Below are 25,262 nucleotides of genomic sequence, written 5' to 3'. Positions count from 1 at the left end.
TTTTTCGATGTTGGATGCCAACCTCCAGTCCCAGCTGAAGACCTACCTGGAACGCGTCACCCGGCCGATCCAGATCACCGCGCACGCCGACGACGGCGCCAAGTCGCAGGAGATGCTAGAGCTGCTGGAAACCCTGGTCAGCCTGTCCAGCCAGATCACCCTCGACGTGCGCCGCGACGGCGCCGAGCGCACCCCCTCCTTCGCGCTGACCACGCCGGGCCAGGACATCCACCTGGCCTTCGCCGGCCTGCCGATGGGCCACGAATTCACCTCGCTGGTGCTGGCGCTGCTGCAGGTCGGCGGCCACCCCTCCAAGGCAACGGCCGAGGTGATCGAGCAGGTGCAGGGGTTGGAAGGCGAGTACCGGTTCGAGACCTACTTCTCGCTGTCCTGCCAGAACTGCCCGGACGTGGTCCAGGCACTCAACCTGGCGGCGGTGCTGAACCCGCGCATCCAGCACGTGGCGATCGACGGTGGCCTGTTCCCGGCCGAGGTCGAAGCACGCCAGATCATGTCCGTGCCCACCGTGTACCTCAACGGTGAAGTGTTCGACCAGGGCCGCATGAGCCTGGAGCAGATCGTGGCCAAGCTGGACACCGGTTCGGCCAAGCGCGATGCGGCGAAGATCGCCGCGAAGGCGCCGTACGACGTGCTGGTCATCGGCGGCGGCCCGGCCGGCGCCGCTGCGGCGATCTACGCCGCCCGCAAGGGCATCCGTACCGGCGTCGCAGCCGAGCGTTTCGGTGGCCAGGTGCTGGACACCATGGCGATCGAGAACTTCATCTCGGTCAAGGAAACCGAAGGCCCGAAGCTGGCCATGGCGCTGGAACAGCACGTGCGCGAGTACGACGTGGACATCATGAACCTGCAGCGCGCCAGCGGCCTGGTGCCGGCCGGCGACGATGGCCTGGTCGAGATCAAGCTGGAGAACGGCGCATCGCTGAAGTCGCGCTCGGTGATCCTGTCCACCGGTGCGCGCTGGCGCCAGATGAACGTGCCCGGCGAAGACCAGTACCGCAACAAGGGTGTGGCCTACTGCCCGCACTGCGACGGTCCGTTGTTCAAGGGCAAGCGCGTGGCGGTGATCGGCGGCGGCAATTCCGGGGTGGAAGCGGCGATCGACCTGGCCGGCATCGTGACGCATGTGACCCTTCTGGAGTTCGACGACAAACTGCGTGCCGATGAAGTCCTGCAGAAGAAGCTGCGCAGCCTGGGCAATGTCACCATCATCACCAGCGCGCTCACCCAGGAAGTGCTGGGCGATGGTCAAAAGGTGAACGGCCTGGTCTACAAGGACCGCGTGGGTGGTGACGCCCACCGGATCGAGCTGGAAGGCATCTTCGTGCAGATCGGGCTGCTGCCCAATACGGAGTGGCTGAAGGACGCGGTGGCGCTGTCGCCGCGCGGCGAAGTGGTCATTGACGACCGCGGCCAGACCAGTGTTCCGGGCGTGTTCGCCGCGGGAGATTGCACAACCGTACCCTACAAGCAGATCATCATCGCCATGGGCGCCGGTTCGACGGCCGCGCTGAGCGCTTTTGACCACCTGATCCGAACTACCGTTCCCAAGAGCAGCGGCGCCGTCGCCGAAGCTGCCTGAAACGTCCGGTTCCCCGCTTGCGGGGAACCTTTTTTACCTGCTGGGGAAACCACGCCATCGCCCGGTCCATTACCGTCTAGAGGTACAAGGAAATGAACCTACGTGATCTGAAATATCTGGTGGCGTTGGCTGACCATCGCCACTTTGGTCGCGCGGCGGCGTCCTGCTTCGTCAGCCAGCCCACGCTCTCGACCCAGATCCGCAAGCTCGAGGATGAGCTGGGCCTGCCGCTGGTGGAACGTTCCCCGCGCAAGGTGATGCTGACCCCGGCCGGGCTGGAAGCGGCCGCCCGCGCGCGCTCGATCATGGGCGAAATCGAACAATTGAAAGAAGCGGCGCGGCGCAGCCGCGACCCGGAAGCGGGCACGGTCCGGCTGGGCATCTTCCCCACGCTGGGCCCCTACCTGCTGCCGCACGTCATCCCCAACATCCGCGGACGCTTCCCGCAGCTGGAACTGCTGCTGGTCGAAGAAAAAAGCGACGAGCTGCTGCACCGGCTGCGCGACGGCCGGCTGGACGCGGCGCTGTTGGCACTGCCCCTGGACGACGACCAGCTGCACGCCGAGTTCCTGTTCGAGGAACCGTTCCTGTTGGCCGTCTCCGGCCAGCACCCGCTGGCGCGACGCCTGCACCTGGACGTGCAGGAACTGTCTTCGCAGAAGCTGCTGCTGCTTGAAGACGGGCACTGCCTGCGCGACCAGGCGCTGGCGGTGTGCCGGCTGTTCGGCGCCAACGAGAAATCCGAATTCCGCGCCACCAGCCTGGAGACGCTGCGCCAGATGGTTGCGGCCGACGTCGGCATCACCCTGCTGCCGACGCTGTCGGTGAAGCCGCCGGTGCCGCGCTCGGACAACATCCGTCTGCTCGACTTCGAAGGCGAAGACCGCCCCAGCCGGCGCATTGCGATGGCCTGGCGGCGCAGCTCGGCCATGACCGGGTTCCTGGAACAGCTGGCCGAGCAGTTCAAGCGGCTGCCGGAGGCATTGTTCATGCTGGACCCCGCCGATGGCGCCCCTGACCGGCCGCAGCCGCTGCAGGCGCGGGCCTGACGGTCACGCTGAACCGGCCATGCCGGCGCCCCCCGGGCCCGGGTCGCATCCGCTGCGGATAGGCAGCACAATAGGACAAGGCGGTGCCAGCAGGCGCCGCCTTTTGCTTGGGTCTTCCATAAACAAGGAGTTTCAGATGTCTACCGCCAGCGGCCTGCCGCCGTCCATCACCGTTTCCAGTCACGACATGGACCGCCTCGAGGCCATGCTCGACGGACCCACCGTCGCCAAGACGCCCGCGGCGCTGGCCCTGGCCGATGAGTTGAACCGTGCGACCGTCGTGGCGCCGGAACAGATGCCCGAAGGCGTGGTCATGATGCATTCGCGTGTGGAATGCGAAGATGAGCTGCACGGCGACAAGCACGAGCTGACGCTGGTGTACCCGCGCGAAGCCGATGTCGACCAGGGCAAGGTCTCCATCCTCGCACCGGTGGGCACCGCACTGCTGGGCCTGGCCGTTGGCCAGTCGATGGACTGGGATGCACCTGGCGGCCGCAAACTGCGCCTGCGGGTGAAGGCCGTCCACGCCCCCAAGATTTGATCGTCCCTGCCACGCACCGCGCAGGGCCCAGGTAACGTTCCAGGAGCCGCAATGAGCACCGCAACCCCGTCCAAACTTTCGCAGCTGCGCGACCTGTCCGTGGTCGTGGCCGATACCGGCGATTACGAGGCGATCAAGCGCCTGAAGCCGGTCGACTGCACGACCAATCCCACGCTGGTCAAGAAGGCACTCGACTTGCCGGTCTACGCCGAACTGATCGAGCGCGAACTGGCCTGGGGCCGGGAGCAGTCGGGCGGGCGCGAAACCGTCGTGCACGCCGTGGCCGACCGCCTCACCGTGGGCGTGGGCACGCTGCTGAGCACGCTGGTGCCGGGCCGTGTGTCCACCGAAGTCGACGCCGACCTGGCGCACGACACGGCGAACACGGTGACCAAGGCGCGCCAGTTCATCGCCATGTACGAAGCGGCCGGCGTGCCGCGCAGCAAGGTGCTGATCAAGATCGCCGCCACCTGGGAAGGCGTGGAAGCCGCCCGCCAGCTGCAGGCCGAAGGCATCGACTGCAATCTGACGCTGATCTTCAACCCGACCCAGGCGCTGGCCTGCAGCGAGGCCGGCGCGTTCCTGATCTCCCCGTTCGTCGGCCGGATCCTGGACTGGTACGTGGCCAACGGCCAGGCCCCGGCCAACATCGACGCCGACCCGGGCGTGGTGTTCGTACGTGGCGTGTACGCCGAGTTCAAGCGCCGCGGCTCGCCGACGGTGGTGATGGGCGCCTCGTTCCGCTCCACCGCGCAGATCGAAGCACTGGCCGGTTGCGACCGCCTGACCATCTCGCCGGACCTGCTGGAAAAGCTGGACGCCGACCACGGCGAGCTGCCGCGCAAGCTGGTGGCGGGCGCCCCCGAAGCGGTCAACGTCACCCCGATCGACGCCGCGACATTCGCCGCCGACCTGGCCGCCGACCCGATGGCCACCGAGAAGCTGGCCGCCGGCATCGACGCATTCGCCAAGGACCTTGAAGCGCTGCGCCAGACGATTCGCGAACGGCTGTAAGCCGTAGTTGTTACCGATGTAAAAGCGGGACGGATGCTGCGATTGCATTCGTCCCGTTTTCATTTGAGATTTCCGCGAACGGCTGGCGTTTCAGTTCATCCGAGCAGGGCGGCCGTCGGCCAGCCCCGCTCCGGGACACGCCGTAAACCCATCCATGGGGGCTTGGCAAAAACATCCATGTTTTTGACAGTCCCTACGGGGGCTGCCCGCCATCCGCCCCAGATGGTGAGTCGCGGGCGGATGCAAAAGGCAGCCACGCAGGGCGTGGCTCTACGCCGAATGGGTATCGGGCCGGTAGCGTCGGTTTCCGAACGACGGCACGGAACGCCACCGCGCCCGGTAACGCATGAAAATGATCGGCACCGCCGTTGATCTACCGTGGCCACCTTTGCACCGTCGGGGGTCGGCGGGGGCGGGTTTGCGGGACCGTAGAGCGCCATGGATGGCGCGAACGAGCTTACATGGACGTACTTGCAGCGTGTCCCGCAAACCCGCACCCGCCGGCCCAGCTCAGGCCATGCGCAGGCTACCGGCTGTTCGCCAGAACGCATGAAGGTGCCGGGCAACGCCCGGCACCTCCAGCATCAAATGCAACCAGGAGCTGTTAAGCCCCAACCCCGATCGGGCAACTCACCCCAGTCCCACCAATCCCGCAATAGCCATTCGGATTCTTGGCCAGGTACTGCTGGTGGTAATCCTCAGCGTAGTAATACGTAGGCGCCGGATATTCGATCTCGGTAGTGATCGCCCCCAGCCCAGCCTCGGTCAAGCGCTGCTGATACGCATCACGGCTGGCCAGCGCCGCATCGAACTGGGCCTGGGACGTGGCATGGATCGCCGAACGGTACTGGGTGCCGGTATCGTTGCCCTGGCGCATGCCCTGGGTCGGGTCGTGGTTCTCCCAGAACACCTGCAGCAGCTCGCCCAGGCTGATGATCGCCGGGTCGAACACTACCTCAACGATCTCGGTGTGCCCGGTCAGGCCCGAGCACACTTCCTCGTAGGTCGGGTTCGGGGTCACCCCGCCCGCATAGCCCACCGAGGTCGAATACACCCCCGGCAAGGTCCAGAACTTGCGCTCCGCGCCCCAGAAGCAGCCCATGGCGAAGCGGATGCGCTCCAGCCCGGCGAAGCCGTCCTTGAGCGGATGGCTGTTCACATAGTGCTGGTTGTGCAGCGGAAGCGGGTGCTGGCGGCCGGGCAGCGCCTCTTCCGGGCGCGGCAGGCGCTGCTTGAACGCCCCGATACTCAACAGGCCCTTGGCAATCCCCAACATGGCGCTCTCCTAGGCCGGCAACAGGCCGGCGCTTTCGTCACCGTCGAATATGGGGTCATCCTGAGGCCCGCCCAAGTCCAGCCCGGCCACGATCTGCTCCGCCTCCGGGCGGGCCAGGTCCGGAACGCAGACCCGCAGCACCCCGAACAGCGGCAGCTCGCCCATCCCGCCCAGCAGCGACTCACCGAAAACGAAGGCCGGAATCCCGGCCGCCTCCAGCGCGTGCTTGACCAGATGGGCGTCGAACAGGTTGTCGGCCTGGTAGATCACGTGCATGGGGCGCCTCCCGGGGGGTTCTGGGGGCAGCATACGTTAGACTGGCAATCTTTCTGCCTTCTGCCTGCGCATCATGTCCGAGCCTACTGCCGCCCCCATCGACGCCCTTCCGGAAACCCACGAAAAGCGGGATTTCATCCGTCAGATCGTCCGCGAGGACCTGGCCGCCGGCAAGCATGCCGCGATCAAGACGCGCTTCCCGCCCGAGCCCAACGGCTACCTGCACATCGGCCATGCCAAGTCGATCTGCCTGAACTTCGGCATCGCCGGTGAGTTCGCCGGCGTCTGCAACCTGCGCTTCGACGATACCAACCCGGCCAAGGAAGACCCCGAGTACGTGGCTGCCATCCAGGATGACGTGCGCTGGCTGGGCTTCACCTGGAACGAACTGCGGCATGCCTCCGACTACTTCGACGCCTACTACCTGGCCGCCGAAAAGCTGATCCGCGACGGCAAGGCCTATGTCTGCGACCTGTCGGCTGAGGAAGTGCGCGCCTACCGCGGCACCCTGACCGAACCCGGCCGCCCCTCGCCCTGGCGCGACCGCAGCGTGGACGAAAACCTGGACCTGTTCCGCCGCATGCGCGCCGGTGAGTTCCCCGACGGCGCGCGCACCGTGCGCGCCAAGATCGACATGGCCAGCGGCAACATCAACCTGCGCGATCCCGCGCTGTACCGCATCAAGCACGTCGAGCACCAGAACACCGGCAACGCCTGGCCGATCTACCCGATGTACGACTTCGCCCATGCCCTGGGCGATTCCATCGAAGGCATCACCCACTCGCTGTGCACCCTGGAATTCGAAGACCACCGCCCGCTGTACGACTGGTGCGTGGACAACGTCGACTTCGCCCATGACGATGCGCTGACCGCGCCGCTGGTCGAACGCGGCCTGCCGCGCGAAGCTGCCAAGCCGCGCCAGATCGAATTCTCGCGTTTGAACATCAACTACACCGTGATGAGCAAGCGCAAGCTGATGGCGCTGGTCACCGAACAGCTCGTCGATGGCTGGGAAGACCCGCGCATGCCGACCCTGCAGGGCCTGCGCCGCCGTGGCTACACCCCGGCCGCGATGCGCCTGTTCGCCGAACGCGTGGGCATCAGCAAGCAGAACTCGATGATCGACTTCAGCGTGCTCGAAGGCGCGCTGCGCGAAGACCTCGACAGTGCCGCCGCGCGCCGCATGGCCGTGGTCGACCCGGTCAAGCTGGTGCTGACCAACCTGCCCGAGGGCCATGCCGAAACGCTGACCTTCTCCAACCACCCCAAGGACGACGCCTTCGGAATCCGCGAAGTGCCGTTCGCGCGCGAACTGTGGATCGAGCGCGAAGACTTCGCCGAGGTGCCGCCCAAGGGCTGGAAGCGCCTGGTGCCCGGTGGCGAAGTGCGCCTGCGCGGCGCCGGCATCATCCGCTGCGATGAAGTGATCAAGGATGCCGACGGCACCATCACCGAACTGCGCGGCTGGCTGGATCCCGAATCGCGTCCCGGCATGGAAGGCGCCAACCGTAAGGTCAAGGGCACCATCCACTGGGTCAGCGCCGTGCACGCCGTGCCGGCCGAAATCCGCCTGTACGACCGCCTGTTCTCCGTGCCCAACCCGGACGATGAGTCCGAAGGCAAGACCTACCGCGACTACCTCAACCCCGAGTCGCGCCGCACCGTCACCGGCTACGTCGAACCGGCCGCGGCCACCGCCGCGCCTGAACAGTCGTTCCAGTTCGAGCGCACCGGCTACTTCGTCGCCGACCGCCGCGACCACACCGCCGCCGCCCCCGTGTTCAACCGCAGCGTCACCCTGCGCGACACCTGGTCGGCGTAAGCCCCACCGCATTCGAAAGGTTTGTCCCATGCTGTACGCGCAAGTCCACCTCACCCTGCCCGCCTGGATCCATGACCAGATCGACCTGGCCCGTGCGTATCCCGGCGATGCCGCCAAGGTCGCCCTGGCGATCGAACTGTCGCGGCTGAACGTCGAGGCGGAAACCGGTGGCCCGTTCGGCGCCGTGGTGTTTGGTCCGGACGACCGCGTCATCGCGGCCGGCGTCAACCGCGTGGTGCCGCACAGCACCTCGCTGGCGCATGCCGAGAACATGGCTTACATGCTCGCCCAGCAGCGCCTGCAGAGCCCGCGCCTGAACGACGTGCTGTCGCCGATCACCCTGGCCACCTCCTCGCAGCCGTGCTGCCAGTGCTATGGCGCCACCATCTGGGCCGGCATCGACCGGCTGCTGATCGGCGCCAGCGCGCAGGATGTGGAAGAACTGACCCCGTTCGATGAAGGTCCGCTGCCGGCCGACTGGATCGGCGAACTCAACAAGCGCGGCATCGAGGTCGTGCGCGACATCGAACGCGACGCGGCGCGCGCAGTGCTGCGCCAGTACGGGGAGATCAACGGTGCGCATTACTGATACCCACGCCATGGGCGTGCGTCGATGAGTGGCCTGCTGTGCCTGTGCCGGCAGGGCTTCGAGCCCGAACTTGCCGGTGAACTTGCCGAGCGTGCCGCCTACGCCAACATCGCCGGTTACGCCCGTACCCAGCGCAACGATGGCTACGTGCTGTTCGCCACCGACGAGGGCGCCGCGCTGTCCAAGGCGTTGCCCTGGCGTTCGCTGATCTTCGCCCGCCAGAAACTGGTGGTGCTGGCCGAGCTGCGCGAGCTGGATCCAACCGACCGGATCACCCCGATCCTGGCCGCGCTGGACGGCCAGCAACGCTTCGGCGACATGTGGGTGGAACATCCCGATTCGGACGAAGGCAAGCCGCTGGCCGGCCTGGCCCGCGCCTTCGGCAATGCCCTGCGCCCGGCGCTGCGCAAGGCCGGCCTGCTCACCGACAAGCCCAACACCAGCCTGCCACGCGTGCATGTCGTATTCGTTGACGGTCGCCATGCGTTTGTGTGCGTGGCCGATACCCGCGACAGCGCTCCCTGGGCACTGGGCATACCACGCCTGAAGCTGTTGCCCGACGCGCCGTCGCGCTCGGCGCTGAAGCTGGACGAAGCGCTGCTGACCCTGATGAGCCCTGAAGAGCGCGAGCAGCTGGTCAAGCCCGGCATGCGCTCGGCCGACCTGGGCGCCGCCCCGGGCGGCTGGACCTGGGTGCTCACCCGCCAGCACATGCACGTGATCAGCGTGGACAACGGCCCGCTGCGCGAGCACGTGCTGGAAACCGGCCTGGTCGAACACCTGCGCGCCGATGGGTTCCACTGGCAGCCCGAGGCGCCGCTGGACTGGATGGTCTGCGACATGGTCGAGCAGCCGCGCCGCGTGGCCGAGCGCATGGCCACCTGGTTCCGCGAGGGCTGGTGCCGGCACGCGATCTTCAACCTCAAGCTGCCGATGAAGAAGCGCTGGGACGAAACCCGGCTGTGCCTGGAGCTGTTCGAAGCGCAGGCCGGGCGACCGCTCACCCTGCGCGCCAAGCAGCTCTACCACGACCGTGAGGAAATCACGGTACTGGCGTGGACCGGGCGATGAAGGACGCGCGGCAGCGCTGGCTGCTGCGCTGAGAAGGGCTCAGCCCCTGGCGGGCCCCCGGAAGTGCTGCAGGCTGCGGGTCAGTTCCAGCGCTTTGTTCAACTGATTCAGGCGGTCATTGTTCCAGCTGTCATGTGGCCCAGAGGCCAACCGGGCGGGACCGCGCTGGCGCTCGAGGTCGCGCTGCAGGGATTTGAGGCTGTTCAGCAGGAGCTTGGCCTGGCCCTCGGTCGGCGCGGCGGCGCCCTTGGAGCGGGCAAATTTGTCCAGGTTCACCTGGGCCCGAAGGCCATCCTCGCCCCGGCAGCCGATGCCGTACTGGTGGCACCTGTTGTTGATGTGCGTGATCAGTCCATTGAAATCCCTGGCGGCCGCCTCGGGATGGGCAACGATCGCGCGCACGGTCTTTTCAGCGTTGAACGACGCCGGCCGGAAAAGCTGGTTGAGAACCTCGGCAATGCTCATGATTCTTCCTCGAGAAGGGGAGCGACGCGTCCGCACCCGTTACGGTGGAACGCCTCCAGACCCGTTCAGTCTGCTGAAACGCAGGGGCCACCCACTTTCAAGAATCAATCATCCCGGGCTCGTCGCGCCAACGCGGGGGCCTCACCGCCGCACGCATCAGCCCTGGCGACGCCGGTTCAACGCGAGGCACTGCTTGACCGGGATACCCTGCTTGTGGGACAGCAACAGCTTCACGAAGTACTGGCAACTGTCGCGATCGACGTCGTCCTGCCGCACGGCCGCCACCGTGTGGACCTCACCGCCGACCGCGCGGGCCTCCGGGATGTCACGCAGCGGCTTCGACGCCACACCACGGTTGTGTATGGTGGTGAGCTGCAAGCCAAGCCTGCCAGAGACGCCTTGCGGAGCGCGGCCGAACATGCGGTTCGCCGACGACGGCTGTTGGGTACGATCAAGGGGCGAAAGTGCCATGGGGGAGTTCCGGAAGATGGGAAGCGCGACGCGCTGTCGAGGCCGGACAGCGCCAGCCGCGCCACAGTCTGCGCAGTGGCAGCCCAGCCCACTTCCAGATTTCGATCTCCCCGGGACCTACAGCCCCGCCGCGCGCTTCCACAGTGCCGACACCAGTGGCGGCAGGCGGCCCACGCCGCCCAGCGCGCAGCCACGCGCCAGCGTCAAATGCATCTCGTCGTTGGAGAAAATGGTGTTGATCGCGTCAAAGCCATAGGCCGACACCGTGTTCTCGCTGCGGCGTTCGCGTGCCCAGCGCTGCAGGCGGTCGGGCGAAGCCCAGTCCTGGCGTCGCTGCTGCGCACGCAGCACCGTGGCATGCAGCGCCGCCACATCGCGCAGGCCCAGGTTCACGCCCTGCCCGGCCAGCGGATGCACCACATGCGCGGCATCGCCCAGCGCCAGCACGCGGCCTGCCACGTAGGCACTGGCCAGCTGGCGGCGCAGCGGGAAGGCGGCGCGCCGCGAGGCCAGGGTCATCGCGCCCAGCCGGGCGCCGAAGGCGCGGGTCAGCTCGGCGTTGAAGGCGGCCTCGTCCAGCCCCAGCACGCGTTCGGCCTCCGCATCAGGGAGCGTCCACACGATGGAGTTGCGGTGCGTGCCGGCCGGCAGCACCGCCAGCGGCCCGGTGGTCAGGAAGCGCTGCCAGGCCGTGGCCTGGTTGTCCTGTTCGGTATCGATGTAGGCGACCACGCCGCGCTGCGCGTACTCCTGGCGGCTGACCTGCACGCCGGCCAGGCGGCGCAGGGTCGAGTCCGCGCCGTCGGCGGCGATGGCCAGCGCGGCGTCCAGCCGGCGCCCGTCCTCCAGCCGCACGCGCACGCCGTCGGCATCCTGTTCGAGCCCTTCCACCCGTGCCGGGCAGCACAGCTGCACACCCGCCGCCGGCAGGGCCGCCCACAGCCGGTCCACCAGCAGGTCGTTTTCCACGATCCAGCCCAGCTGCTCACGGCCCAGGCGGTCGGCATCGAACTGCAGTTCTTCACCGCCGGCGGCGTCCCAGACTCGCATGCGCCGGTACGCGCAGGCGCGCGCGGCCAGCACCGCCGGCCATACGCCGAGCGTACGCAGCAGCTTCGCGTTGTCAGGCGCGAACGCATACACCCGCAGGTCCGGCTGCTGCGGCTGCCACGCTGGCGGTTCGCGGCCTTCGACCAGGGCGACCTCCAGCCCGGCATCGGCCAGCGCCAGCGCGCAGGCGGCGCCCACCACGCCGCCGCCCACCACGATCACATCGCGCGCGCGCCGGCTCATGCGCCGGCTCCCCGGCACAACGCCGGGACCTCGCCGCGGAAGCCCATGGCACCGCCGACCAGCATCGACTGCATCGAGGTCGCCTGCGCTGCCAGCAGCCCGAGACTGCGCAGCGGGCGCATCAACGGCGCGGGATTGCTGGTCAGCCGTGCCAGCCCGCCGGAGAAGGCGATGGTCTGGCGGCGATCCTCGTCCCGGCGCGCGACATGCGCCTGCAGCAGCGCATCGCTGCCCACGTCGTCGGCCGTTTCGATCAGCTCGGCCAGGGTCAGCGCGTCGCGCAGGCCCAGGTTGAAGCCCTGCGCGCCCAGCGGATGGATGGTCTGCGCCGCATTGCCCAGCAGCACCGCGCGCTCGCCCACCAGTCCCTGCGCCAACACCTGCACCAGCGGGTAGGCACTGCGCGGGCCGCTTTCCAGCAGCCGCCCCGCGCGCCAGCCGATGGCCTGCTGCAGGCGCGCCAGCCAGGCCGCGTCGTCCAGTGCCAGCACCGCATCGGCCTGGTCGCGGGCCACGCTGTGCACCGCCCCGTAATGGCGGTCGCCCCGCGGCAGCAGGGCGGTCGGGCCGGTATCGGTAAACCGTTCGAACGCGGTGCCGTCCGGCGCGCGCGCCGAGCGGACGCGGGCCACGAACAGGGTCTGCTGGAAATCATGTTCGTCCACGCCGATGCCCAGCCCCTCGCGCACGCCACTGCGGGTGCCATCGGCGCCCACCACCAGCCGCGCCAGCAGGGTGCGCTCACCGGCATCGTCTGCGATCACCACTTCGCGGCAGCCATCGATCGTGGCGCCCAGCCGCACGAACCGCGCTGGCCGGTACCGGGTGAGGCGGCGCAGGCCCTGCAGGCGGGTTTCCAGTGCCTGGCCGAAATCGCGCGCCACCACCACCTGGCCGAACCACGGGCGATCGTACTGCGCAGCGTCCATCTGGACCCGGCCGAAATCACCGGCGCGGGTGACCTGGATGCGGGTGATCGGCCCCACCGCCGAGCCCAGCAGCGGCATCACCCCCAGCGCGGTCAAGGCATTGACCGTGGCGGCGGCAAAACTGAGGTTGCGCTGGTCGAACACCGGCGGCAGCGCGCCGGGCGGCGCGATCTCGACCAGCCCGACATCGCGGCCGGCCCGGTCCAGGGCAATGGCCAGGCTGGCCCCGACCAGGCCGCCGCCCACGATCACTACGTCATGACGTTCACTCATGCCGCCCATGATAGTGCGTGCGGCCCGGCTACGCCCCGTGGCGGCAGGCGCTAGAATGAACGCTGGACTCCCGACGCCTGCCCCCCATGACCCCTACCGCCCAACGCGCCTTCATCCTGCTCGTGCTCGTGCTGCTGATGGCGGCGACCCGGGTCAATCACTTCGCGGCGATCCCCGACGCGTCGTGGGCGGTGTTCTTCATTGCAGGCTTCCACCTGCGCAGCTGGACGCGCTGGGCCTTCCCGCTGCTGATGGTGCTGGCGATCGTGATCGACGTGCTGGTGATCCGCGCCAGCGGCATCGGCTACTGGCAGCACTACTGCGTCTCGCCGGGGACCGCACTGCTGGTGCCGGCCTACTTCGCGATGTGGGCCGGTGGCGCGCTGCTGCGCCAGGGCTACCACGGCGCGGACTGGACCGCGCTGGCCAAGGGCTCCGTGCTGCTGCTGGCGGCGGTGGCGGTGTGCCACCTGTTCGCGCAGAGCGGCTTCTACTGGACCAGCGACGTGGTCGCCGCCCCCACGCTGCAGGGCTGGGCACGCAACTATGCGGACTGGTTCCTGCCCTACCTGCGCACCGCCGCGATCTACGTCGGCCTGGCCGCCGCGCTGCAGCTGGCCACCGAACAGGTGGTCAAGCTGCTGCACGCCCGCCGCGACGCGCTGCACTGAGCCCGGCACGCATGGGCAACCGGCTGTCGCGCATCTACACCCGCACTGGCGATGACGGCAGCACCGGCCTGGGCGACGGCAGCCGGGTCGCCAAGGATGCGGCACGGGTCAACGCCTTCGGCAGCGTGGACGAGGCCAATTCGGCGCTCGGCGTGCTGCTGGCGGTGGCGCTGCCCGATGACGTGCGCGCCCTGCTCACCACCGTGCAGCACCAGCTGTTCGACCTGGGTGGCGAGCTGTGCATTCCCGGCCATGCGGCAATCCAGGCGGGCGACGTCGCGGCACTGGAGCGCCACCTGGACCACTACAACGCCGACCTGCCCGCGTTGAAGGAATTCATCCTGCCCGGTGGCGGCGAAGCCGCCGCACGCTGCCATCTGGCCCGCACCATCGTGCGCCGCGCCGAGCGCGAAACCGTCACCCTGGCCCGCCAGGAGCCGGTGCGCGCCGAAGCGCTGCACTACCTCAACCGGCTGTCGGACCTGCTGTTCGTGCTGGCCCGCGTGCTCGCCCGCGCCGACGGCCACGGCGAGGTCCTCTGGCAGCATACCCGCCGCCACGGCTGAGCCGCCCCCGCCCCGGAACCCCGTCCGCATGCTGGTTTTCACCCACCCCGCCTGTCTGCAACACGATCCCGGGCGCGGCCACCCCGAATGCCCCGAACGCCTGCAGGTCGTGCTCGATGCCCTGCGTGCCAGCTACCCCGACCAGCTGGACTGGCGCCAGGCGCCGCCGGCCAAGTTCGGCGAGCTGGCGCGCGTGCACGACAGCGCGCTGATCGACCTGGTGCTGGCGCCACAGACCGAACCGCTGCGCCTGATCGACATGGACACGATGACCTCGCCCGGTTCGGCCAGCGCCGCGCTGCATGCCGCCGGCGCCGGCGTGGCCGCGGTGGATGCCGTGATGCTGGGCGGGGATCCGGTGGCGTTCTGCGCGGTGCGCCCGCCCGGCCACCACGCCACCGCGACCACGGCGATGGGGTTCTGCCTCTTCAACAACATCGCTATCGCGGCCGCGTACGCGCGCGACCGCTATGGGCTGGAGCGGATCGCGGTGGTCGATTTCGACGTCCACCACGGCAACGGCACCCAGGACATCTTCGTGGCCGACCCGCGCGTGGCCTACTACAGCACCCACCAGGCCGGGCTGTTCCCCAACTCGGGCCTGCGCCGCGACCGTGGCGCGGGCAACCTGCTCAACATCCTGCTGCCACCGGGCAGCGGCAGCTTCCGCTTCCGCAACACCTGGGCCGACGAGATGCTGCCGGCCATCGACGATTTCCGCCCGCAGCTGCTGCTGGTCTCGGCGGGTTTCGATGCCCACCTGCGCGACCCGCAGGCCGACCTGATGCTGGAAACCGAGGATTTCGCCTGGATCACCGCCGAGCTCCGCCGCCTGGCCCGTCGCCATGGCGGCGGCCGCATGGTCTCCATGCTGGAGGGCGGATACGACCTGCAGGCGCTTGCCGAATGCTCCGTCGCGCACGTAGGCGCGCTGCTGTGAGATGAACCTGAACCCTTGGCTGCAGCAAGCCTTCATTGCCCCTATGCAAGGGATGGGGCAAGCTACGATCCGTTTTCGTCCGAATCCGAATCCCGCGTGCGCCGAGCCCTCCGCCTGCTGCCTCTCCCCCTGAGCATCGCCATCTGCCTGCCGGCCATGGCCGACGACAAACCGGTGAACTGGGGCTTGTGCCCGGTGACCGATGTCCTGCCCGCCTTCCAGGACGCCCCTGTGGCGGACAAGGCCGCGGCCGAAACCCGCGACCAGCAACCCACCGATATCGAAGGCGACGCGCTTAGCGGTACCAGCACCGTGCCGCAATACCAGGGCAACGTGGCGCTGAAGCGTGGCGACCAGTTCCTGGGCACCGACCACCTGAGCTTCGACACCGAAAGTGGCAACTACATCGCCGAAGGCAATGTGCGCTACCAGGATTCGTCGATCCGGATGACGGCCAAGCGCGCCGAAGGCAACCAGGAATCGGACACGCACAAGATCAGCGACATCCAGTACCAGCTGGTGGACCGGCGCGGCCATGGCGGCGCAGACTCGATCGACCTGCAGGGTTCGGTGGGCCAGATGCACCGCTCGACCTATACCACCTGCGACCCCTCGCAGCCGGTGTGGAAACTGTCCGCGCCGCAGATCGACGTGGACAATGACGAAGGCTTCGGCACCGCCCGCAACGCGGTGCTGCGCATCGGCAACGTGCCGGTGCTGTGGGCGCCGTACTTCAAGTTCCCGATCGACGACCGTCGCCAGACCGGCCTGCTCTACCCGCAGCTGGGCATGTCCGGCCGCAACGGCTTCGATTATGCCCAGCCGATCTACTTCAACCTGGCGCCGAACTACGACGACACCCTGACCCCGCGCTACATGAGCAAGCGCGGCCTGATGCTCGACAACGAGTTCCGCTATCTGTACGACGGCGGCCGTGGCGAACTGCAGACCGCCTACCTGCCCAATGACAAGCTGCGCGACCGCGACCGCGGCCAGGTCGAATACCAGGGTTACCACAACATCGACCCGCACTGGCAGGCCCGCGCCAACATCGCCTGGGTCAGTGACGAGCGGTACACCGAGGACTTCTCCAGCAAGCTTCTGGGGGTGACCACCTCGAGCCTGCAGAGCCAGGTCGGCATCTACGGTACCGGTGAAAACTGGACGGCCGGGCTGATGGCCGACTACTGGCAGAACACCGATTACACGCTGACCGACGCGTCGCTGCCCTACTCCCGCCAGCCGCGCCTGTTCGCCACATGGGACAAGCCGCTGCTGCCGTGGCTGGAAGTGGGGGTGTACGCCGAGGCGGTGCACTTCACCCATGACGACGTCGACCAGAAGGTCGTGGATGCTGACGGCGAATACATCCGCAATGGCGTGGTCACCCCGTACTTCAACGGTTCGCGGCTGGATGTAAAGCCTTACGTCACCTTCCCGTTCGCCGGCGCATCCTGGTATGTCACCCCGACCCTGGCGTACCGCTACACCGGGTATGAGCTGGACCGTGGACTGGCCGACCAGACCCGGTTGCAGGCATTGACCGACGCAAATGTCGATCTGGGCACGCTCACCCCCGACCAGCTGCGTGGCAACACCTCGCCGCACCGCGGCGTGCCGATCGCCAGTCTCGACGCAGGCATGTTCTTCGACCGCGAGACCACCATCGGCGGCACCTCGTACCTGCACACGCTGGAGCCGCGCCTGTTCTACCTGCGCACGCCCTACCGCGACCAGAGCGATCTGCCCATCTTCGATACGCGCGACTTCACCTTCAGCTGGGGCCAGCTGTTCCGCGATTCGCGCTACACCGGTGCTGACCGCCAGAACGACGCCAACCAGCTGACCATGGCGCTGAGTACCCGCTTCATCAACCAGGAAACGGGCCGCGAGCGCTTCTCCGCCAGCATCGGCCAGATCCTGTATTTCGACGATTCGCGGGTGACCCTGCCGGGCACCACCTCGCAGGTGGAACAGGGCAAGTCGGCCTGGATCGCCGATACCAATTACGCCATCAACGACCGTTGGAACCTGGGCGCCACCTACCAGTGGGATCCCAAATACAAGCGCGAGGACCTGGCCAGCGTGCGCGCGCGCTACCTGATGTCCAACGACGGCATCATCAACCTGACCTACCGCCACCGTCTCAACACGGCCGCCCCGGCGACGGCGACCAAGGAAGAACGCACCCTGCTGGAGCAGGTGGACCTGTCCTTCCTGTACCCGATCAACCAGACCTGGAGCCTGGTGGGGCGCTACTACTACTCCATCGAAGACAAGGCGCCGCTGGAAATCATCGGTGGCGTGCAATGGGACAGCTGCTGCCTGGCGGTCCGCGCACTGGCCCGCCGGTACGTGCGCAACCGCGAAGGTGAGCTGAACAATTCCTTCCAGATCGAGTTCGTGCTGAAGGGCCTGAGCTCCATCGGCCAGAACACGGACCGCACTTTGCGCCGTGCTATTCTCGGGTACTACCGAGACGACCTCTATCTCGTGCCGCCCGCCAACACGGGCGCCCCCACGCGCGAAGACTACGATCCCAATCTGATCCCATGACCAAGACCTTCCCCGTCCTACTCGCCTCCCTGATCGCGGTCAGCACCGTTTCCGCGCCGCTGCAGGTGCTGGCCCAGCAGAGCCAGTCGCTGGACCGCATCGCCGCCATCGTCGACGAGGATGTCGTGCTGCAGAGCGAGCTGGACCGCGCCATCGTGAACATCAAGGCCCAGTACGCCGGCCGCGAAGGCCAGCTGCCGCCGGATGACGTGCTCAGCCGCCAGGTGCTCGAGCGCCTGGTGCTGGTCAAGCTGCAGGTCACGCGCGCCGAAGGCAGTGGCATCAAGGTCAGCGACCAGGAGCTCAACCAGGCCCTGAACGCGATTGCCCAGCAGAACGGGTCCAACCTGGACGCCCTGCGCCAGCGCCTGGCCGCCGATGGCGTGGATTTCAACGACTTCCGCAGCTCGGTCCGCGATGAAATCACCGTGCAGCGCCTGCGCCAGAGTTTCGCCCAGAGCCGCATCAGCGTCAGCGAGGGTGAAGTGGATGCCGCGCTGAAGCAGGAAGCCACGGCAGGCACCCAGTACCACCTGGCCCACATCCTGATCGCCCTCCCCGAAGGCGCAACCGCCGAGCAGATCGCCACCGGCCAGCAGAAGGTCGACGGCGTGAAGGGCCTGCTGGACAAGGGCGAGCTGGACTTCAACGCGGCCGCCGTCCGGTACTCGGACAGCCCCAACGCGCTGGAAGGCGGCGACCTGGGCTGGCGTTCCCTGGATGAGATTCCCGGCGCGTTCGCGAAGATGATGAGCGGCATGAAGGCCGGCGACGTTGTCGGCCCGCTGCGCGGCCCGAGCGGTTTCCAGCTGCTCAAGTTGGTGGAAGTGCGCGACGCCAGTGCCGCCACCACCGGCCAGACCATCACCGAATACCACGGCCGGCACATCCTGATCCGGGTCAACGACCAGCAGGACAACGCCACCGCCAAGGCCAAGATCGACTCGATCCGTGCACGCATCGCCGGCGGCGCCGAGTTCGAGGCCGAAGCCAAGGCCTCGTCCGAGGACACCAACAGCAAGGGCCAGGGCGGCGATCTGGGCTGGTTCCCGGCTGACGCGTTCGGCCCGGACTTCGGCAAGCAGGTCACCGGCCTGAGCGACGGTGGCGTCAGCCAGCCGTTCCGCACCGACGCCGGCTGGCACATCGTGCAGCGCGTGGCGACCCGCCAGACCGATTCGGGCACCGACAACAAGCGCGCCCAGATCCGCGAGACGATCGGCCGCCGCAAGCTGGAAGAAGAGTACAACCGCTACCTGCAGGAACTGCGCGGCGAAGCCTACGTGGACCTGCGCACCCCGGCAGCGGCCCCGGCCACTGCTCCGGCCCCGGCCGCGACCAAGCCCTGAGGCACTGGCAATGATCCCGCAGCTCGCTCTGGTACCGGGCGAGCCCGCCGGGATCGGTCCTGAACTCTGTCTTCGCCTGATCCAGCAGCCGCGCACCGATTGCCGGCTGCTGGCCTTCGCCGACCCGGATACCTTGCGGGCGGCCGCAGCGGCGCTGTCGCTGCCATTGAACCTGCTTCCTGAAGATGCCATCGCCCGCCAGCCGGGCGATCTGCCGTTGCGCGAGGTCCGCAATGCGGCCCCCTCACGCTTCGGCCAGGCCGACCCGGCCAACGCCGGCGCGGTGATCGGCGCCCTGCTGCAAGCGGGCAAGGCCTGCCTGGACGGCCACCTGCACGGGGTGGTCACCGGCCCGGTGCACAAGGCGGTCATCAACCAGGGCGGGATCGCCTACAGCGGCACCACCGAACTGTTGGCCGACCAGGCCGGGGTGGAGGTGGTGATGATGCTGGCCAACGACATCGTCCGCGTGGCGCTGGCCACCACCCACCTGCCGCTCCGCGCGGTGGCCGATGCGATCACTGCGGACGGCCTGGCGCGTACGCTGCGGATCGTGCACGGTGCGCTGCGTGGGGCATTCGGCATTGCCGCGCCGCGGATCGCCGTGCTCGGGCTGAACCCGCACGCGGGCGAAGACGGGCACCTGGGCCGTGAAGAACTGGACCTGGTGATTCCGCTGCTGGCGCGGCTGCGCGCTGAAGGGATGGACCTGATCGGCCCGCTGCCGGCCGATACTGCCTTCCTGCCGCAGAAGCTGACCGGGTTCGACACGGTGCTGGCGATGTACCACGACCAGGGCCTGCCGGTGCTCAAGTACAGCGGTTTCGAGCAGGCAGTGAACATCACCCTGGGCCTGCCCTACCCGCGCGTGGCGGTTGACCACGGCACCGCGCTGGACCTGGCCGGGCGCGGCACCGCCGACCCGTCCAGCCTGCTCGCCGCCACGCAGTGGTGTGCCCGGCTGGCGCGCCAACGTACACTGGTGCCATGACTTCCCCGCATTCCCCCTCGGCCGCCGGGTTTACCGCGCCGGCCAAAAAGCAGCTGGGCCAGCACTTCCTGGCCGATCGCACTTACATCGACAAGATCGTCCTGGCAGTCAACCCGAAAGACGACGACCGCCTGGTCGAGATCGGCCCGGGCCAGGGCGCCATCACCCTGCCGTTGCTGCGCCGCCACCCGCGCCTGACCGTGATCGAATTCGATCGCGACCTGATCGCGCCGTTGACCGCCGCCGCTGAGCCGCTGGGCGAACTCACCATCATCCACCGCGACGTGCTGCAGGTGAACTTCACCGAACTGGCCGGCGACGGCCAGATCCGGCTGGTAGGCAACCTGCCCTACAACATCTCGTCACCGATCCTGTTCCACGCGATGGACCATGCGGCGGCGATCCGCGACATGCACTTCATGCTGCAGAAGGAAGTGGTGGACCGCATGGCCGCTGCGCCGGGCAGCAAGGTCTACGGCCGGCTCAGCGTGATGCTGCAGGCGTGGTGCAAGGTGACCTCGCTGTTCGTGGTGCCGCCGGGCGCGTTCCGTCCGCCGCCGAAGGTCGATTCGGCCGTGGTCCGGCTGGTGCCGCGCGATCCCGACACGGTGGGCATCATCGACCGCCGTCGCTTCGCGGACGTGGTTCGTGCCGCCTTCGGCCAGCGCCGCAAGACGCTGCGCAACGCACTGAATGGGGTGGTGACGCCCGAGCAGTTCGAAGCGGCCGGGGTGCGCAGCGATGCGCGCGCCGAGCAGCTGGAAGTGGCGCAGTTCATCGCGTTGGCGAACGTGCCGCGCGCGGAAGATTGAAACTCCCTCTAAACTGCCTGCATGAACGACGCTGCACACTATGCGATCTCGGTCGAGGTCGCCCCGCGCTTCCTCGATGACCAGTCCACGCCCGAGGACGGGCGTTTTGCGTTTGCCTACACGATCCGCATCCATAACGCCGGCCGCGTGGCCGCGCGGTTGGTGGCCCGCCACTGGCGGATCACCGACGGCAACGGCCGGGTGGAGCATGTGGACGGCGATGGGGTAATCGGCGAGCAGCCGCGGCTGCGCCCGGGTGAAGACTTCCGTTACACCTCCGGTGTCATGCTGGAAACCGAACACGGCACGATGCAGGGGCATTACGACATGGTGGCCGACGATGGCACCGAGTTCGCTGCCCCGATCGCGCCCTTCGTGTTGACCATTCCGCGCACGCTGCACTGATGGAGGCGCACGCATGAGTGTCTGGGCCATCGGCGACCTGCAGGGCTGTTACGACGTCACCCAGCGTCTGCTGGAAAAGATCCGCTTCGACCCGGCGGTGGACAAACTGTGGTTCTGCGGCGACCTGGTCAACCGGGGCGGCCAGTCGCTGGAAACGCTGCGACTGGTGCATTCGCTGCGCGATCAGAGCGTGGTGGTGCTGGGCAACCATGATCTGTCGTTGCTGGCCGTCGGTGCGCGCACCGAGGAAGAGCAGCGCAAGGTCAATCCGGACCTGCTGCGGATCGTGCAGGCCGAGGACCGCGACGTACTCCTGGAATGGCTGCGACTGCAGAAGCTGGTGCACGTGGACCGTGAGCTGGGCTGGATGATGGTGCACGCGGGCCTGGCCCCGAAGTGGACCACGCAGCTGGCCGAGAAGCACGCACGCGAGGTGGAGGTGCAGCTGCACGGCAGCGGCTACCGCAAGCTGTTCCGCAACATGTACGGCGACAAGCCGGGCTGGTCGCCCGGGCTGGCCGGTTACGACCGTTCGCGGGCGATCATCAACCTGCTCACGCGCATGCGCTACTGCACGCCGCGCGGGCGGATCGGGATCGAGGACAAGGGCACGCCGGGCACGCAGGAGCAGGGGCTGTATCCCTGGTTCGAGGTACCGGGCCGGGTCGAGCGCGATCTGAAGATCGTGTGCGGCCACTGGTCGGCGCTGGGCCTGACGATCACCCAGGGCGTGCATGCGATCGATACCGGTGCAGTGTGGGGCGGCAAGCTCACGGCACTGCAGCTGGACACCGAAGAACTGCGCGTGGTGCAGGTGCCGGGCCGCGATGTGCCCAAGCCGGTTGCACCGCCGCGTCCGCAAGCACGGCGTCCGGCCGGCGAAGGTAATCCGGGCAACGGCAACAGCAACGGCCGGCCGCCGCGTGGTCCGCGCCAGAATCACCAGCAGCAGCCGCGTCGTGCGCGTGAGCCGGCTGGGAATGCGGGCGACGGTAGCCCGACTCCCGCGTAAAGCCAAAGCCCTGGTCTGCGAACGTATCTGCGCTGGGCCGGCGGTGGCGGGGGTACGGGGGGCGCCGTGAACCCCCCTCCGGGGTCCGGCCCAGCCGCCAGCGGCTGTGCGTTCAGTCGCACGCGAGGCAGTGCCTCGCAAGCAGTGCGCCTTCACCCATGGGGGCTCTTGCGAAACATCCATGTTTCGCAAAGCCCCCGTACCCCCGCCCCCGCCGACCCATTGACGGTTGGTTGGTGGCCTGGGGAGATCAACGGCGGATTCGATCATTTCCATGCGTTACCGCGCGTTGATCTGTTCACGGCAGTCGTTCGGGAACCGACCCTACGTGCATCGCGCGCTTCGCTTTTTCTGTGGTCACCTGCCAACTGTCGAAGGCCGGCGGCGGTGGGTTTGCGGGAGCGTAGAGCGCCATGGATGGCGCGAACGAGCCCCCATGGATGGGTTCACGGCGTCTCCCGCAAACCCACCGGCGCCGGCCAAGCCAGACACCCTCGCAGGCGAAGGCTGTTGCTGTTGCCGTTGGCTTTACGCCTTCCGCGCGTAATCCACGAAATCGAACGCAAATGCATGTCGCGCATCAGCGGCATGATGCTCGCGCGCTGTTTCAACCCACAGCTGCGGGTCGACCGGCGGGAAGTGGGTGTCGGCCTGGACGCGGGTATCCACCCAGGTCAGGTGCAGGTCGGTGGCCTGCGCCATGGCGAGGCGGTAGATTTCGCCGCCGCCGATCACGCACAGTTCGTCTGCGCCGGCAGCGGCCGCGAACTGCAGTGCTTCGTCGATGGTGGCCACCGCCTGCATGCCCTCGAACGGTACCTGGCCCGAACGGGTCAGGACCAGGTTCGGGCGTCCCGGCAACGCGCGGCCCAGCGACTGCGCGGTCTTGCGGCCCATCAGGATCGGCTTGCCGATCGTCAGCGCCTTGAAACGCTTGAGGTCGTCCGGCAGCTGCCAGGGCAGCTGGTTGGCATGGCCGATGCCGTGGTCGTGGTCGAGTGCCGCAACAAGAGACAGCTTCACGTGCCAGCCTCCGGTTCCATCCGCGCCGCGTCGCAGTGTTGCTGCGCGCTGTTCACTTCGGCCAGTGCCTTCTGCAGGCCCGGGTCGGCGTCCATCATGCTGTCGGCCGCTTGGGTGAGCCGGGCCATGTGCGCGTCCTGCGCCGCCTGCAGGCCGGGGGCCGACATCACCTCGGCGTTCAGCACGCCGAGCTCCTCGTCCCCGCTTCGGTCCAGGAAGGCCTGCAGCTGCTGCGCCGACCAGGCACTGCCGAGCAGTTGCTCGAAGCCGCGCTGGTAGGCAGGGTCGTTGAATGTTTCCTGCATGAAGCGCACCAGCGCGGTCGACATGCTGGCCACCGCCGCGCGCGTTGCCGGCTCGCATGCGGCCGGCAGATCGCCGGGCAGGAACCCCGCACCCAACCCGTCCGCCATCATCGCAACATTGTTGTTGACCTGGCGCAGCACGATCTGCGCATTGACCTGTGCGGCCAGGTTCCCGGGGGAATCGGCTGCGGCCTGTGCCAGTACCGGCAACAGCAACAGCATCAGCAGGGCGACCCGAAGCGCCCGCCTCATACCGCCACCGGCGCCTTGATCGCCGGGTGCGGGTGGTAGCCGTCGATGCGGATGTCATCGAACTGGAAGCCGAACAGATCGGTCACCTCCGGATTCAGCCACAGCGTGGGCAGCGCGCGCGGTTCGCGCGCGAGCTGCTCGCGGGCCTGTTCGTAATGATTGGAATACAGGTGCGCGTCGCCCAGCGTGTGCACGAAATCGCCCACGCCCAGCCCGGTGGCCTGCGCCACCATGTGGGTCAGCAGTGCGTAGCTGGCGATGTTGAACGGCACGCCCAGGAAGATGTCGCCGCTGCGCTGGTAGAGCTGGCAGCTCAGCTTGCCGTCCACCACGTAGAACTGGAACAGGTTGTGGCAGGGCATCAACGCCATCTGCGAGAGCTCGCTCACGTTCCAGGCGCTCACCACCAGCCGCCGCGAATCCGGGTTGCGCTTGATCTCGTCCACCAGCCACTGCATCTGGTCGATGCTGCCGCCGTCGGCGGTGGCCCAGCTGCGCCACTGCTTGCCGTAGACCGGGCCGAGGTCGCCGTTCTCGTCGGCCCACTCGTCCCAGATCCGCACCTGGTTGTCCTTCAGGTAGCCGATGTTGGTGTCGCCCTTCAGGAACCACAGCAGCTCGTGGATGATCGAGCGCAGGTGCAGTTTCTTGGTGGTGACCAACGGGAAACCGTCGTTGAGGTTGAAGCGCATCTGCCAGCCGAACACGCTGCGCGTGCCGGTGCCGGTGCGGTCCGATTTTTCCGTGCCGTGTTCGAGCACATGCTCGAGCAGGTCCAGGTAGGCTTTCATGCCTTGCTCCCAGCCGTGGCGGGGGTGACCGGCAGCACCGGCTGCAGCACCGGCGCGCGGCGCGACAGGGCCAGCAGCACCAGGCCCAGCACCACCAGCGGCAGGCTCAGCAGCTGGCCGCGGGTGAACCAGTCAAAGGCCAGGTACACGCCGTTGTCGGGCATGCGCACGAATTCCACCGCGAAGCGGAACACGCCATACATCAGCGCGAACAGGCCCGAGACCAGGTAGCGGTGGCGCGGCGTGGCCGACACCGCCCACAGCACCACGAACATCACCAGCCCTTCCAGCAGCGCTTCGTACAACTGCGAGGGGTGACGGGCGAACTGATTGAGTGCGCCGGTGGCGAACTGCTCGCGCAGCGCCGGCATGTCCAGCTGGTTCAGCGGTGACGGCAGGCCGGAGGGAAACACCACGCCCCAGGTGCCGTCGGTGTACTTGCCCCACAGCTCGGCGCCGATGAAGTTGCCGATGCGGCCGAAGCCAAGGCCCAGCGGTACCAGCGGCGCCATGAAGTCGATGGTGTCACCCAGGTGCAGGCGGTGTTTGCGCGACCAGTACCACGAGGCGAACAACACGCCCAGCAGGCCGCCGTGGAAGCTCATGCCGCCATCCCACACCTTGAACAGCAGCAGCGGGTTGTGCAGGAAATCGCCCAGCGCGTAGAACAGCATGTACCCCACGCGGCCACCCACCACCACGCCGAGCATGGCGTAGAACAGCAGGTCGGAGAAGCCGTTGGCATCCACGCCCGGCAGCCGCCCCGCCGCGATGCGCCGCCGCCCCAGCCACCAGGCCGCGGTGAAGCCGAGCAGGTACATGATGCCGTACCAGTGCACCTTGACCGGCCCAAGCGAGATGGCGATGGGGTCGATGTCGTGGAGATAGATCATGGGCAATGCCTTGCAGGTAAGCGGCTA

At 67.8% G+C, this 25,262-nt stretch carries 26 protein-coding genes; 16 read left to right on the top strand and 10 right to left on the bottom strand.

Going from position 1 to position 25,262, the window contains the following annotated elements; all coding sequences use genetic code 11:
* Window positions 1–7 precede the first annotated feature (7 nt).
* The 4 genes from ahpF (at window position 8) to BAY15_RS04435 (ending at window position 4,204) form a co-directional block, all read left to right on the top strand.
* Window positions 8–1,600, top strand: a complete 1,593-nt coding sequence (ahpF, locus tag BAY15_RS04450) for an alkyl hydroperoxide reductase subunit F (protein ID WP_068849363.1) — start codon at window positions 8–10, stop codon at window positions 1,598–1,600.
* Between the two features lie 92 nt (window positions 1,601–1,692).
* Window positions 1,693–2,649: a LysR substrate-binding domain-containing protein gene (locus tag BAY15_RS04445; RefSeq protein WP_068849361.1), complete on the top strand. Its 957-nt coding sequence runs from the start codon at window positions 1,693–1,695 to the stop codon at window positions 2,647–2,649.
* Between the two features lie 136 nt (window positions 2,650–2,785).
* Window positions 2,786–3,190 (top strand): nucleoside diphosphate kinase regulator, encoded by a 405-nt coding sequence (gene rnk, locus BAY15_RS04440; RefSeq protein WP_068849359.1) that lies wholly within the window; start codon window positions 2,786–2,788, stop codon window positions 3,188–3,190.
* Window positions 3,191–3,241: 51 nt separating this feature from the next.
* Window positions 3,242–4,204: a transaldolase gene (locus BAY15_RS04435; RefSeq protein ID WP_068849357.1), complete on the top strand. Its 963-nt coding sequence runs from the start codon at window positions 3,242–3,244 to the stop codon at window positions 4,202–4,204.
* A 604-nt stretch (window positions 4,205–4,808) separates the two neighbouring features.
* Here the strand turns inward: BAY15_RS04435 and msrA are convergent.
* Window positions 4,809–5,459 (bottom strand): peptide-methionine (S)-S-oxide reductase MsrA, encoded by a 651-nt coding sequence (msrA, locus tag BAY15_RS04430; RefSeq protein ID WP_068854551.1) that lies wholly within the window; start codon window positions 5,457–5,459, stop codon window positions 4,809–4,811.
* Window positions 5,460–5,489: 30 nt separating this feature from the next.
* Window positions 5,490–5,756 (bottom strand): DUF2007 domain-containing protein, encoded by a 267-nt coding sequence (locus BAY15_RS04425; RefSeq protein WP_068849355.1) that lies wholly within the window; start codon window positions 5,754–5,756, stop codon window positions 5,490–5,492.
* A gap of 73 nt (window positions 5,757–5,829) precedes the next feature.
* Here BAY15_RS04425 and BAY15_RS04420 point away from each other — a divergent pair, with 73 nt between their 5' ends.
* The 3 genes from BAY15_RS04420 to rlmM are packed head-to-tail and all read left to right on the top strand — an operon-like array spanning window position 5,830 to window position 9,238.
* On the top strand, window positions 5,830–7,578 hold the full coding sequence (locus BAY15_RS04420) for a glutamine--tRNA ligase/YqeY domain fusion protein (RefSeq protein ID WP_068849354.1): 1,749 nt from the start codon (window positions 5,830–5,832) through the stop codon (window positions 7,576–7,578).
* Window positions 7,579–7,606: 28 nt separating this feature from the next.
* Window positions 7,607–8,167 carry a nucleoside deaminase gene (locus tag BAY15_RS04415; RefSeq protein ID WP_068849352.1) on the top strand — a complete coding sequence of 187 codons (561 nt, stop codon included), beginning with the start codon at window positions 7,607–7,609 and terminating at the stop codon, window positions 8,165–8,167.
* A 24-nt stretch (window positions 8,168–8,191) separates the two neighbouring features.
* Window positions 8,192–9,238 carry a 23S rRNA (cytidine(2498)-2'-O)-methyltransferase RlmM gene (gene rlmM, locus BAY15_RS04410; protein WP_068849350.1) on the top strand — a complete coding sequence of 349 codons (1,047 nt, stop codon included), beginning with the start codon at window positions 8,192–8,194 and terminating at the stop codon, window positions 9,236–9,238.
* A gap of 39 nt (window positions 9,239–9,277) precedes the next feature.
* On the opposite strand, the gene BAY15_RS04405 is transcribed toward rlmM, so the two are convergent.
* The 4 genes from BAY15_RS04405 to ubiH all read right to left on the bottom strand — a co-directional run bounded on the left by BAY15_RS04405 (window position 9,278) and on the right by ubiH (window position 12,669).
* A complete protein-coding gene (locus BAY15_RS04405; protein WP_068849348.1) occupies window positions 9,278–9,703 on the bottom strand; it encodes a hypothetical protein in 426 nt (141 codons plus the stop codon).
* Between the two features lie 156 nt (window positions 9,704–9,859).
* Entirely contained in the window at window positions 9,860–10,174 is a 315-nt protein-coding gene (locus tag BAY15_RS04400; RefSeq protein ID WP_141236301.1) for a hypothetical protein, read from the bottom strand.
* 117 nt (window positions 10,175–10,291) lie between these two features.
* On the bottom strand, window positions 10,292–11,467 hold the full coding sequence (locus BAY15_RS04395) for a UbiH/UbiF family hydroxylase (RefSeq protein WP_068849344.1): 1,176 nt from the start codon (window positions 11,465–11,467) through the stop codon (window positions 10,292–10,294).
* Window positions 11,464–12,669, bottom strand: coding sequence for a 2-octaprenyl-6-methoxyphenyl hydroxylase (ubiH, locus tag BAY15_RS04390; RefSeq protein WP_068854550.1), 1,206 nt, complete (start codon window positions 12,667–12,669; stop codon window positions 11,464–11,466). The genes BAY15_RS04395 and ubiH overlap by 4 nt, the downstream gene beginning before the upstream one ends.
* Window positions 12,670–12,755: 86 nt before the next feature.
* Here ubiH and BAY15_RS04385 point away from each other — a divergent pair, with 86 nt between their 5' ends.
* From BAY15_RS04385 to BAY15_RS04345, 9 genes are all read left to right on the top strand, one after another.
* A complete protein-coding gene (locus tag BAY15_RS04385; RefSeq protein ID WP_068849342.1) occupies window positions 12,756–13,340 on the top strand; it encodes a hypothetical protein in 585 nt (194 codons plus the stop codon).
* A gap of 11 nt (window positions 13,341–13,351) precedes the next feature.
* Window positions 13,352–13,906: a cob(I)yrinic acid a,c-diamide adenosyltransferase gene (locus BAY15_RS04380; RefSeq protein WP_068849340.1), complete on the top strand. Its 555-nt coding sequence runs from the start codon at window positions 13,352–13,354 to the stop codon at window positions 13,904–13,906.
* A 28-nt stretch (window positions 13,907–13,934) separates the two neighbouring features.
* A complete protein-coding gene (locus BAY15_RS04375; protein ID WP_068849338.1) occupies window positions 13,935–14,846 on the top strand; it encodes a histone deacetylase family protein in 912 nt (303 codons plus the stop codon).
* A 96-nt stretch (window positions 14,847–14,942) separates the two neighbouring features.
* Window positions 14,943–17,402, top strand: coding sequence for an LPS-assembly protein LptD (lptD, locus tag BAY15_RS04370; protein ID WP_068849336.1), 2,460 nt, complete (start codon window positions 14,943–14,945; stop codon window positions 17,400–17,402).
* Window positions 17,399–18,751, top strand: a complete 1,353-nt coding sequence (locus BAY15_RS04365) for a peptidylprolyl isomerase (RefSeq protein WP_068849334.1) — start codon at window positions 17,399–17,401, stop codon at window positions 18,749–18,751. The genes lptD and BAY15_RS04365 overlap by 4 nt, the downstream gene beginning before the upstream one ends.
* Window positions 18,752–18,761: 10 nt before the next feature.
* On the top strand, window positions 18,762–19,742 hold the full coding sequence (pdxA, locus tag BAY15_RS04360; RefSeq protein ID WP_068849332.1) for a 4-hydroxythreonine-4-phosphate dehydrogenase PdxA: 981 nt from the start codon (window positions 18,762–18,764) through the stop codon (window positions 19,740–19,742).
* The gene (gene rsmA / locus BAY15_RS04355; RefSeq protein WP_068849330.1) at window positions 19,739–20,554 is read left to right on the top strand and encodes a 16S rRNA (adenine(1518)-N(6)/adenine(1519)-N(6))-dimethyltransferase RsmA; all 816 of its coding nucleotides are present in this window, start codon (window positions 19,739–19,741) and stop codon (window positions 20,552–20,554) included. The genes pdxA and rsmA overlap by 4 nt, the downstream gene beginning before the upstream one ends.
* Before the next feature lie 21 nt (window positions 20,555–20,575).
* Complete coding sequence (gene apaG, locus BAY15_RS04350; RefSeq protein WP_068849328.1) at window positions 20,576–20,959, top strand: Co2+/Mg2+ efflux protein ApaG; 384 nt, start codon at window positions 20,576–20,578, stop codon at window positions 20,957–20,959.
* A 13-nt stretch (window positions 20,960–20,972) separates the two neighbouring features.
* Complete coding sequence (locus BAY15_RS04345; RefSeq protein ID WP_068849326.1) at window positions 20,973–21,971, top strand: symmetrical bis(5'-nucleosyl)-tetraphosphatase; 999 nt, start codon at window positions 20,973–20,975, stop codon at window positions 21,969–21,971.
* A gap of 528 nt (window positions 21,972–22,499) precedes the next feature.
* Here the strand turns inward: BAY15_RS04345 and BAY15_RS04340 are convergent.
* The 4 genes from BAY15_RS04340 to lgt are packed head-to-tail and all read right to left on the bottom strand — an operon-like array spanning window position 22,500 to window position 25,235.
* Window positions 22,500–22,994, bottom strand: coding sequence for a dihydrofolate reductase (locus tag BAY15_RS04340; RefSeq protein WP_068849324.1), 495 nt, complete (start codon window positions 22,992–22,994; stop codon window positions 22,500–22,502).
* Window positions 22,991–23,551 carry a hypothetical protein gene (locus tag BAY15_RS04335; RefSeq protein WP_068849322.1) on the bottom strand — a complete coding sequence of 187 codons (561 nt, stop codon included), beginning with the start codon at window positions 23,549–23,551 and terminating at the stop codon, window positions 22,991–22,993. Before BAY15_RS04335 ends, BAY15_RS04340 begins: the two co-directional genes overlap by 4 nt.
* Window positions 23,548–24,342 (bottom strand): thymidylate synthase, encoded by a 795-nt coding sequence (locus tag BAY15_RS04330; RefSeq protein WP_068849320.1) that lies wholly within the window; start codon window positions 24,340–24,342, stop codon window positions 23,548–23,550. Before BAY15_RS04330 ends, BAY15_RS04335 begins: the two co-directional genes overlap by 4 nt.
* Entirely contained in the window at window positions 24,339–25,235 is an 897-nt protein-coding gene (lgt, locus tag BAY15_RS04325) for a prolipoprotein diacylglyceryl transferase (protein WP_068849318.1), read from the bottom strand. The genes BAY15_RS04330 and lgt overlap by 4 nt, the downstream gene beginning before the upstream one ends.
* Window positions 25,236–25,262 lie beyond the last annotated feature (27 nt).

Origin of the sequence: Stenotrophomonas rhizophila, from assembly GCF_001704155.1 — a bacterium.
GTDB classification, from domain to species: domain Bacteria; phylum Pseudomonadota; class Gammaproteobacteria; order Xanthomonadales; family Xanthomonadaceae; genus Stenotrophomonas; species Stenotrophomonas rhizophila_A.
This window is presented reverse-complemented; position numbering and strand designations above follow the sequence as displayed.

Coding starts and splice junctions, on each gene's coding strand:
- BAY15_RS04380 (WP_068849340.1), top strand. CDS start 13,352: ATGGGCAACCGGCTGTCGCGCATCTACACCCGCACTGGCGATGACGGC.
- BAY15_RS04395 (WP_068849344.1), bottom strand. CDS start 11,467: ATGAGCCGGCGCGCGCGCGATGTGATCGTGGTGGGCGGCGGCGTGGTG.
- BAY15_RS04330 (WP_068849320.1), bottom strand. CDS start 24,342: ATGAAAGCCTACCTGGACCTGCTCGAGCATGTGCTCGAACACGGCACG.
- BAY15_RS04345 (WP_068849326.1), top strand. CDS start 20,973: ATGAGTGTCTGGGCCATCGGCGACCTGCAGGGCTGTTACGACGTCACC.
- BAY15_RS04365 (WP_068849334.1), top strand. CDS start 17,399: ATGACCAAGACCTTCCCCGTCCTACTCGCCTCCCTGATCGCGGTCAGC.
- rnk (WP_068849359.1), top strand. CDS start 2,786: ATGTCTACCGCCAGCGGCCTGCCGCCGTCCATCACCGTTTCCAGTCAC.
- BAY15_RS04405 (WP_068849348.1), bottom strand. CDS start 9,703: ATGAGCATTGCCGAGGTTCTCAACCAGCTTTTCCGGCCGGCGTCGTTC.
- rlmM (WP_068849350.1), top strand. CDS start 8,192: ATGAGTGGCCTGCTGTGCCTGTGCCGGCAGGGCTTCGAGCCCGAACTT.
- ahpF (WP_068849363.1), top strand. CDS start 8: ATGTTGGATGCCAACCTCCAGTCCCAGCTGAAGACCTACCTGGAACGC.
- BAY15_RS04425 (WP_068849355.1), bottom strand. CDS start 5,756: ATGCACGTGATCTACCAGGCCGACAACCTGTTCGACGCCCATCTGGTC.
- BAY15_RS04420 (WP_068849354.1), top strand. CDS start 5,830: ATGTCCGAGCCTACTGCCGCCCCCATCGACGCCCTTCCGGAAACCCAC.
- BAY15_RS04415 (WP_068849352.1), top strand. CDS start 7,607: ATGCTGTACGCGCAAGTCCACCTCACCCTGCCCGCCTGGATCCATGAC.
- BAY15_RS04375 (WP_068849338.1), top strand. CDS start 13,935: ATGCTGGTTTTCACCCACCCCGCCTGTCTGCAACACGATCCCGGGCGC.
- BAY15_RS04445 (WP_068849361.1), top strand. CDS start 1,693: ATGAACCTACGTGATCTGAAATATCTGGTGGCGTTGGCTGACCATCGC.
- rsmA (WP_068849330.1), top strand. CDS start 19,739: ATGACTTCCCCGCATTCCCCCTCGGCCGCCGGGTTTACCGCGCCGGCC.
- apaG (WP_068849328.1), top strand. CDS start 20,576: ATGAACGACGCTGCACACTATGCGATCTCGGTCGAGGTCGCCCCGCGC.
- BAY15_RS04400 (WP_141236301.1), bottom strand. CDS start 10,174: ATGGCACTTTCGCCCCTTGATCGTACCCAACAGCCGTCGTCGGCGAAC.
- BAY15_RS04435 (WP_068849357.1), top strand. CDS start 3,242: ATGAGCACCGCAACCCCGTCCAAACTTTCGCAGCTGCGCGACCTGTCC.
- lgt (WP_068849318.1), bottom strand. CDS start 25,235: ATGATCTATCTCCACGACATCGACCCCATCGCCATCTCGCTTGGGCCG.
- BAY15_RS04335 (WP_068849322.1), bottom strand. CDS start 23,551: ATGAGGCGGGCGCTTCGGGTCGCCCTGCTGATGCTGTTGCTGTTGCCG.
- ubiH (WP_068854550.1), bottom strand. CDS start 12,669: ATGAGTGAACGTCATGACGTAGTGATCGTGGGCGGCGGCCTGGTCGGG.
- BAY15_RS04385 (WP_068849342.1), top strand. CDS start 12,756: ATGACCCCTACCGCCCAACGCGCCTTCATCCTGCTCGTGCTCGTGCTG.
- pdxA (WP_068849332.1), top strand. CDS start 18,762: ATGATCCCGCAGCTCGCTCTGGTACCGGGCGAGCCCGCCGGGATCGGT.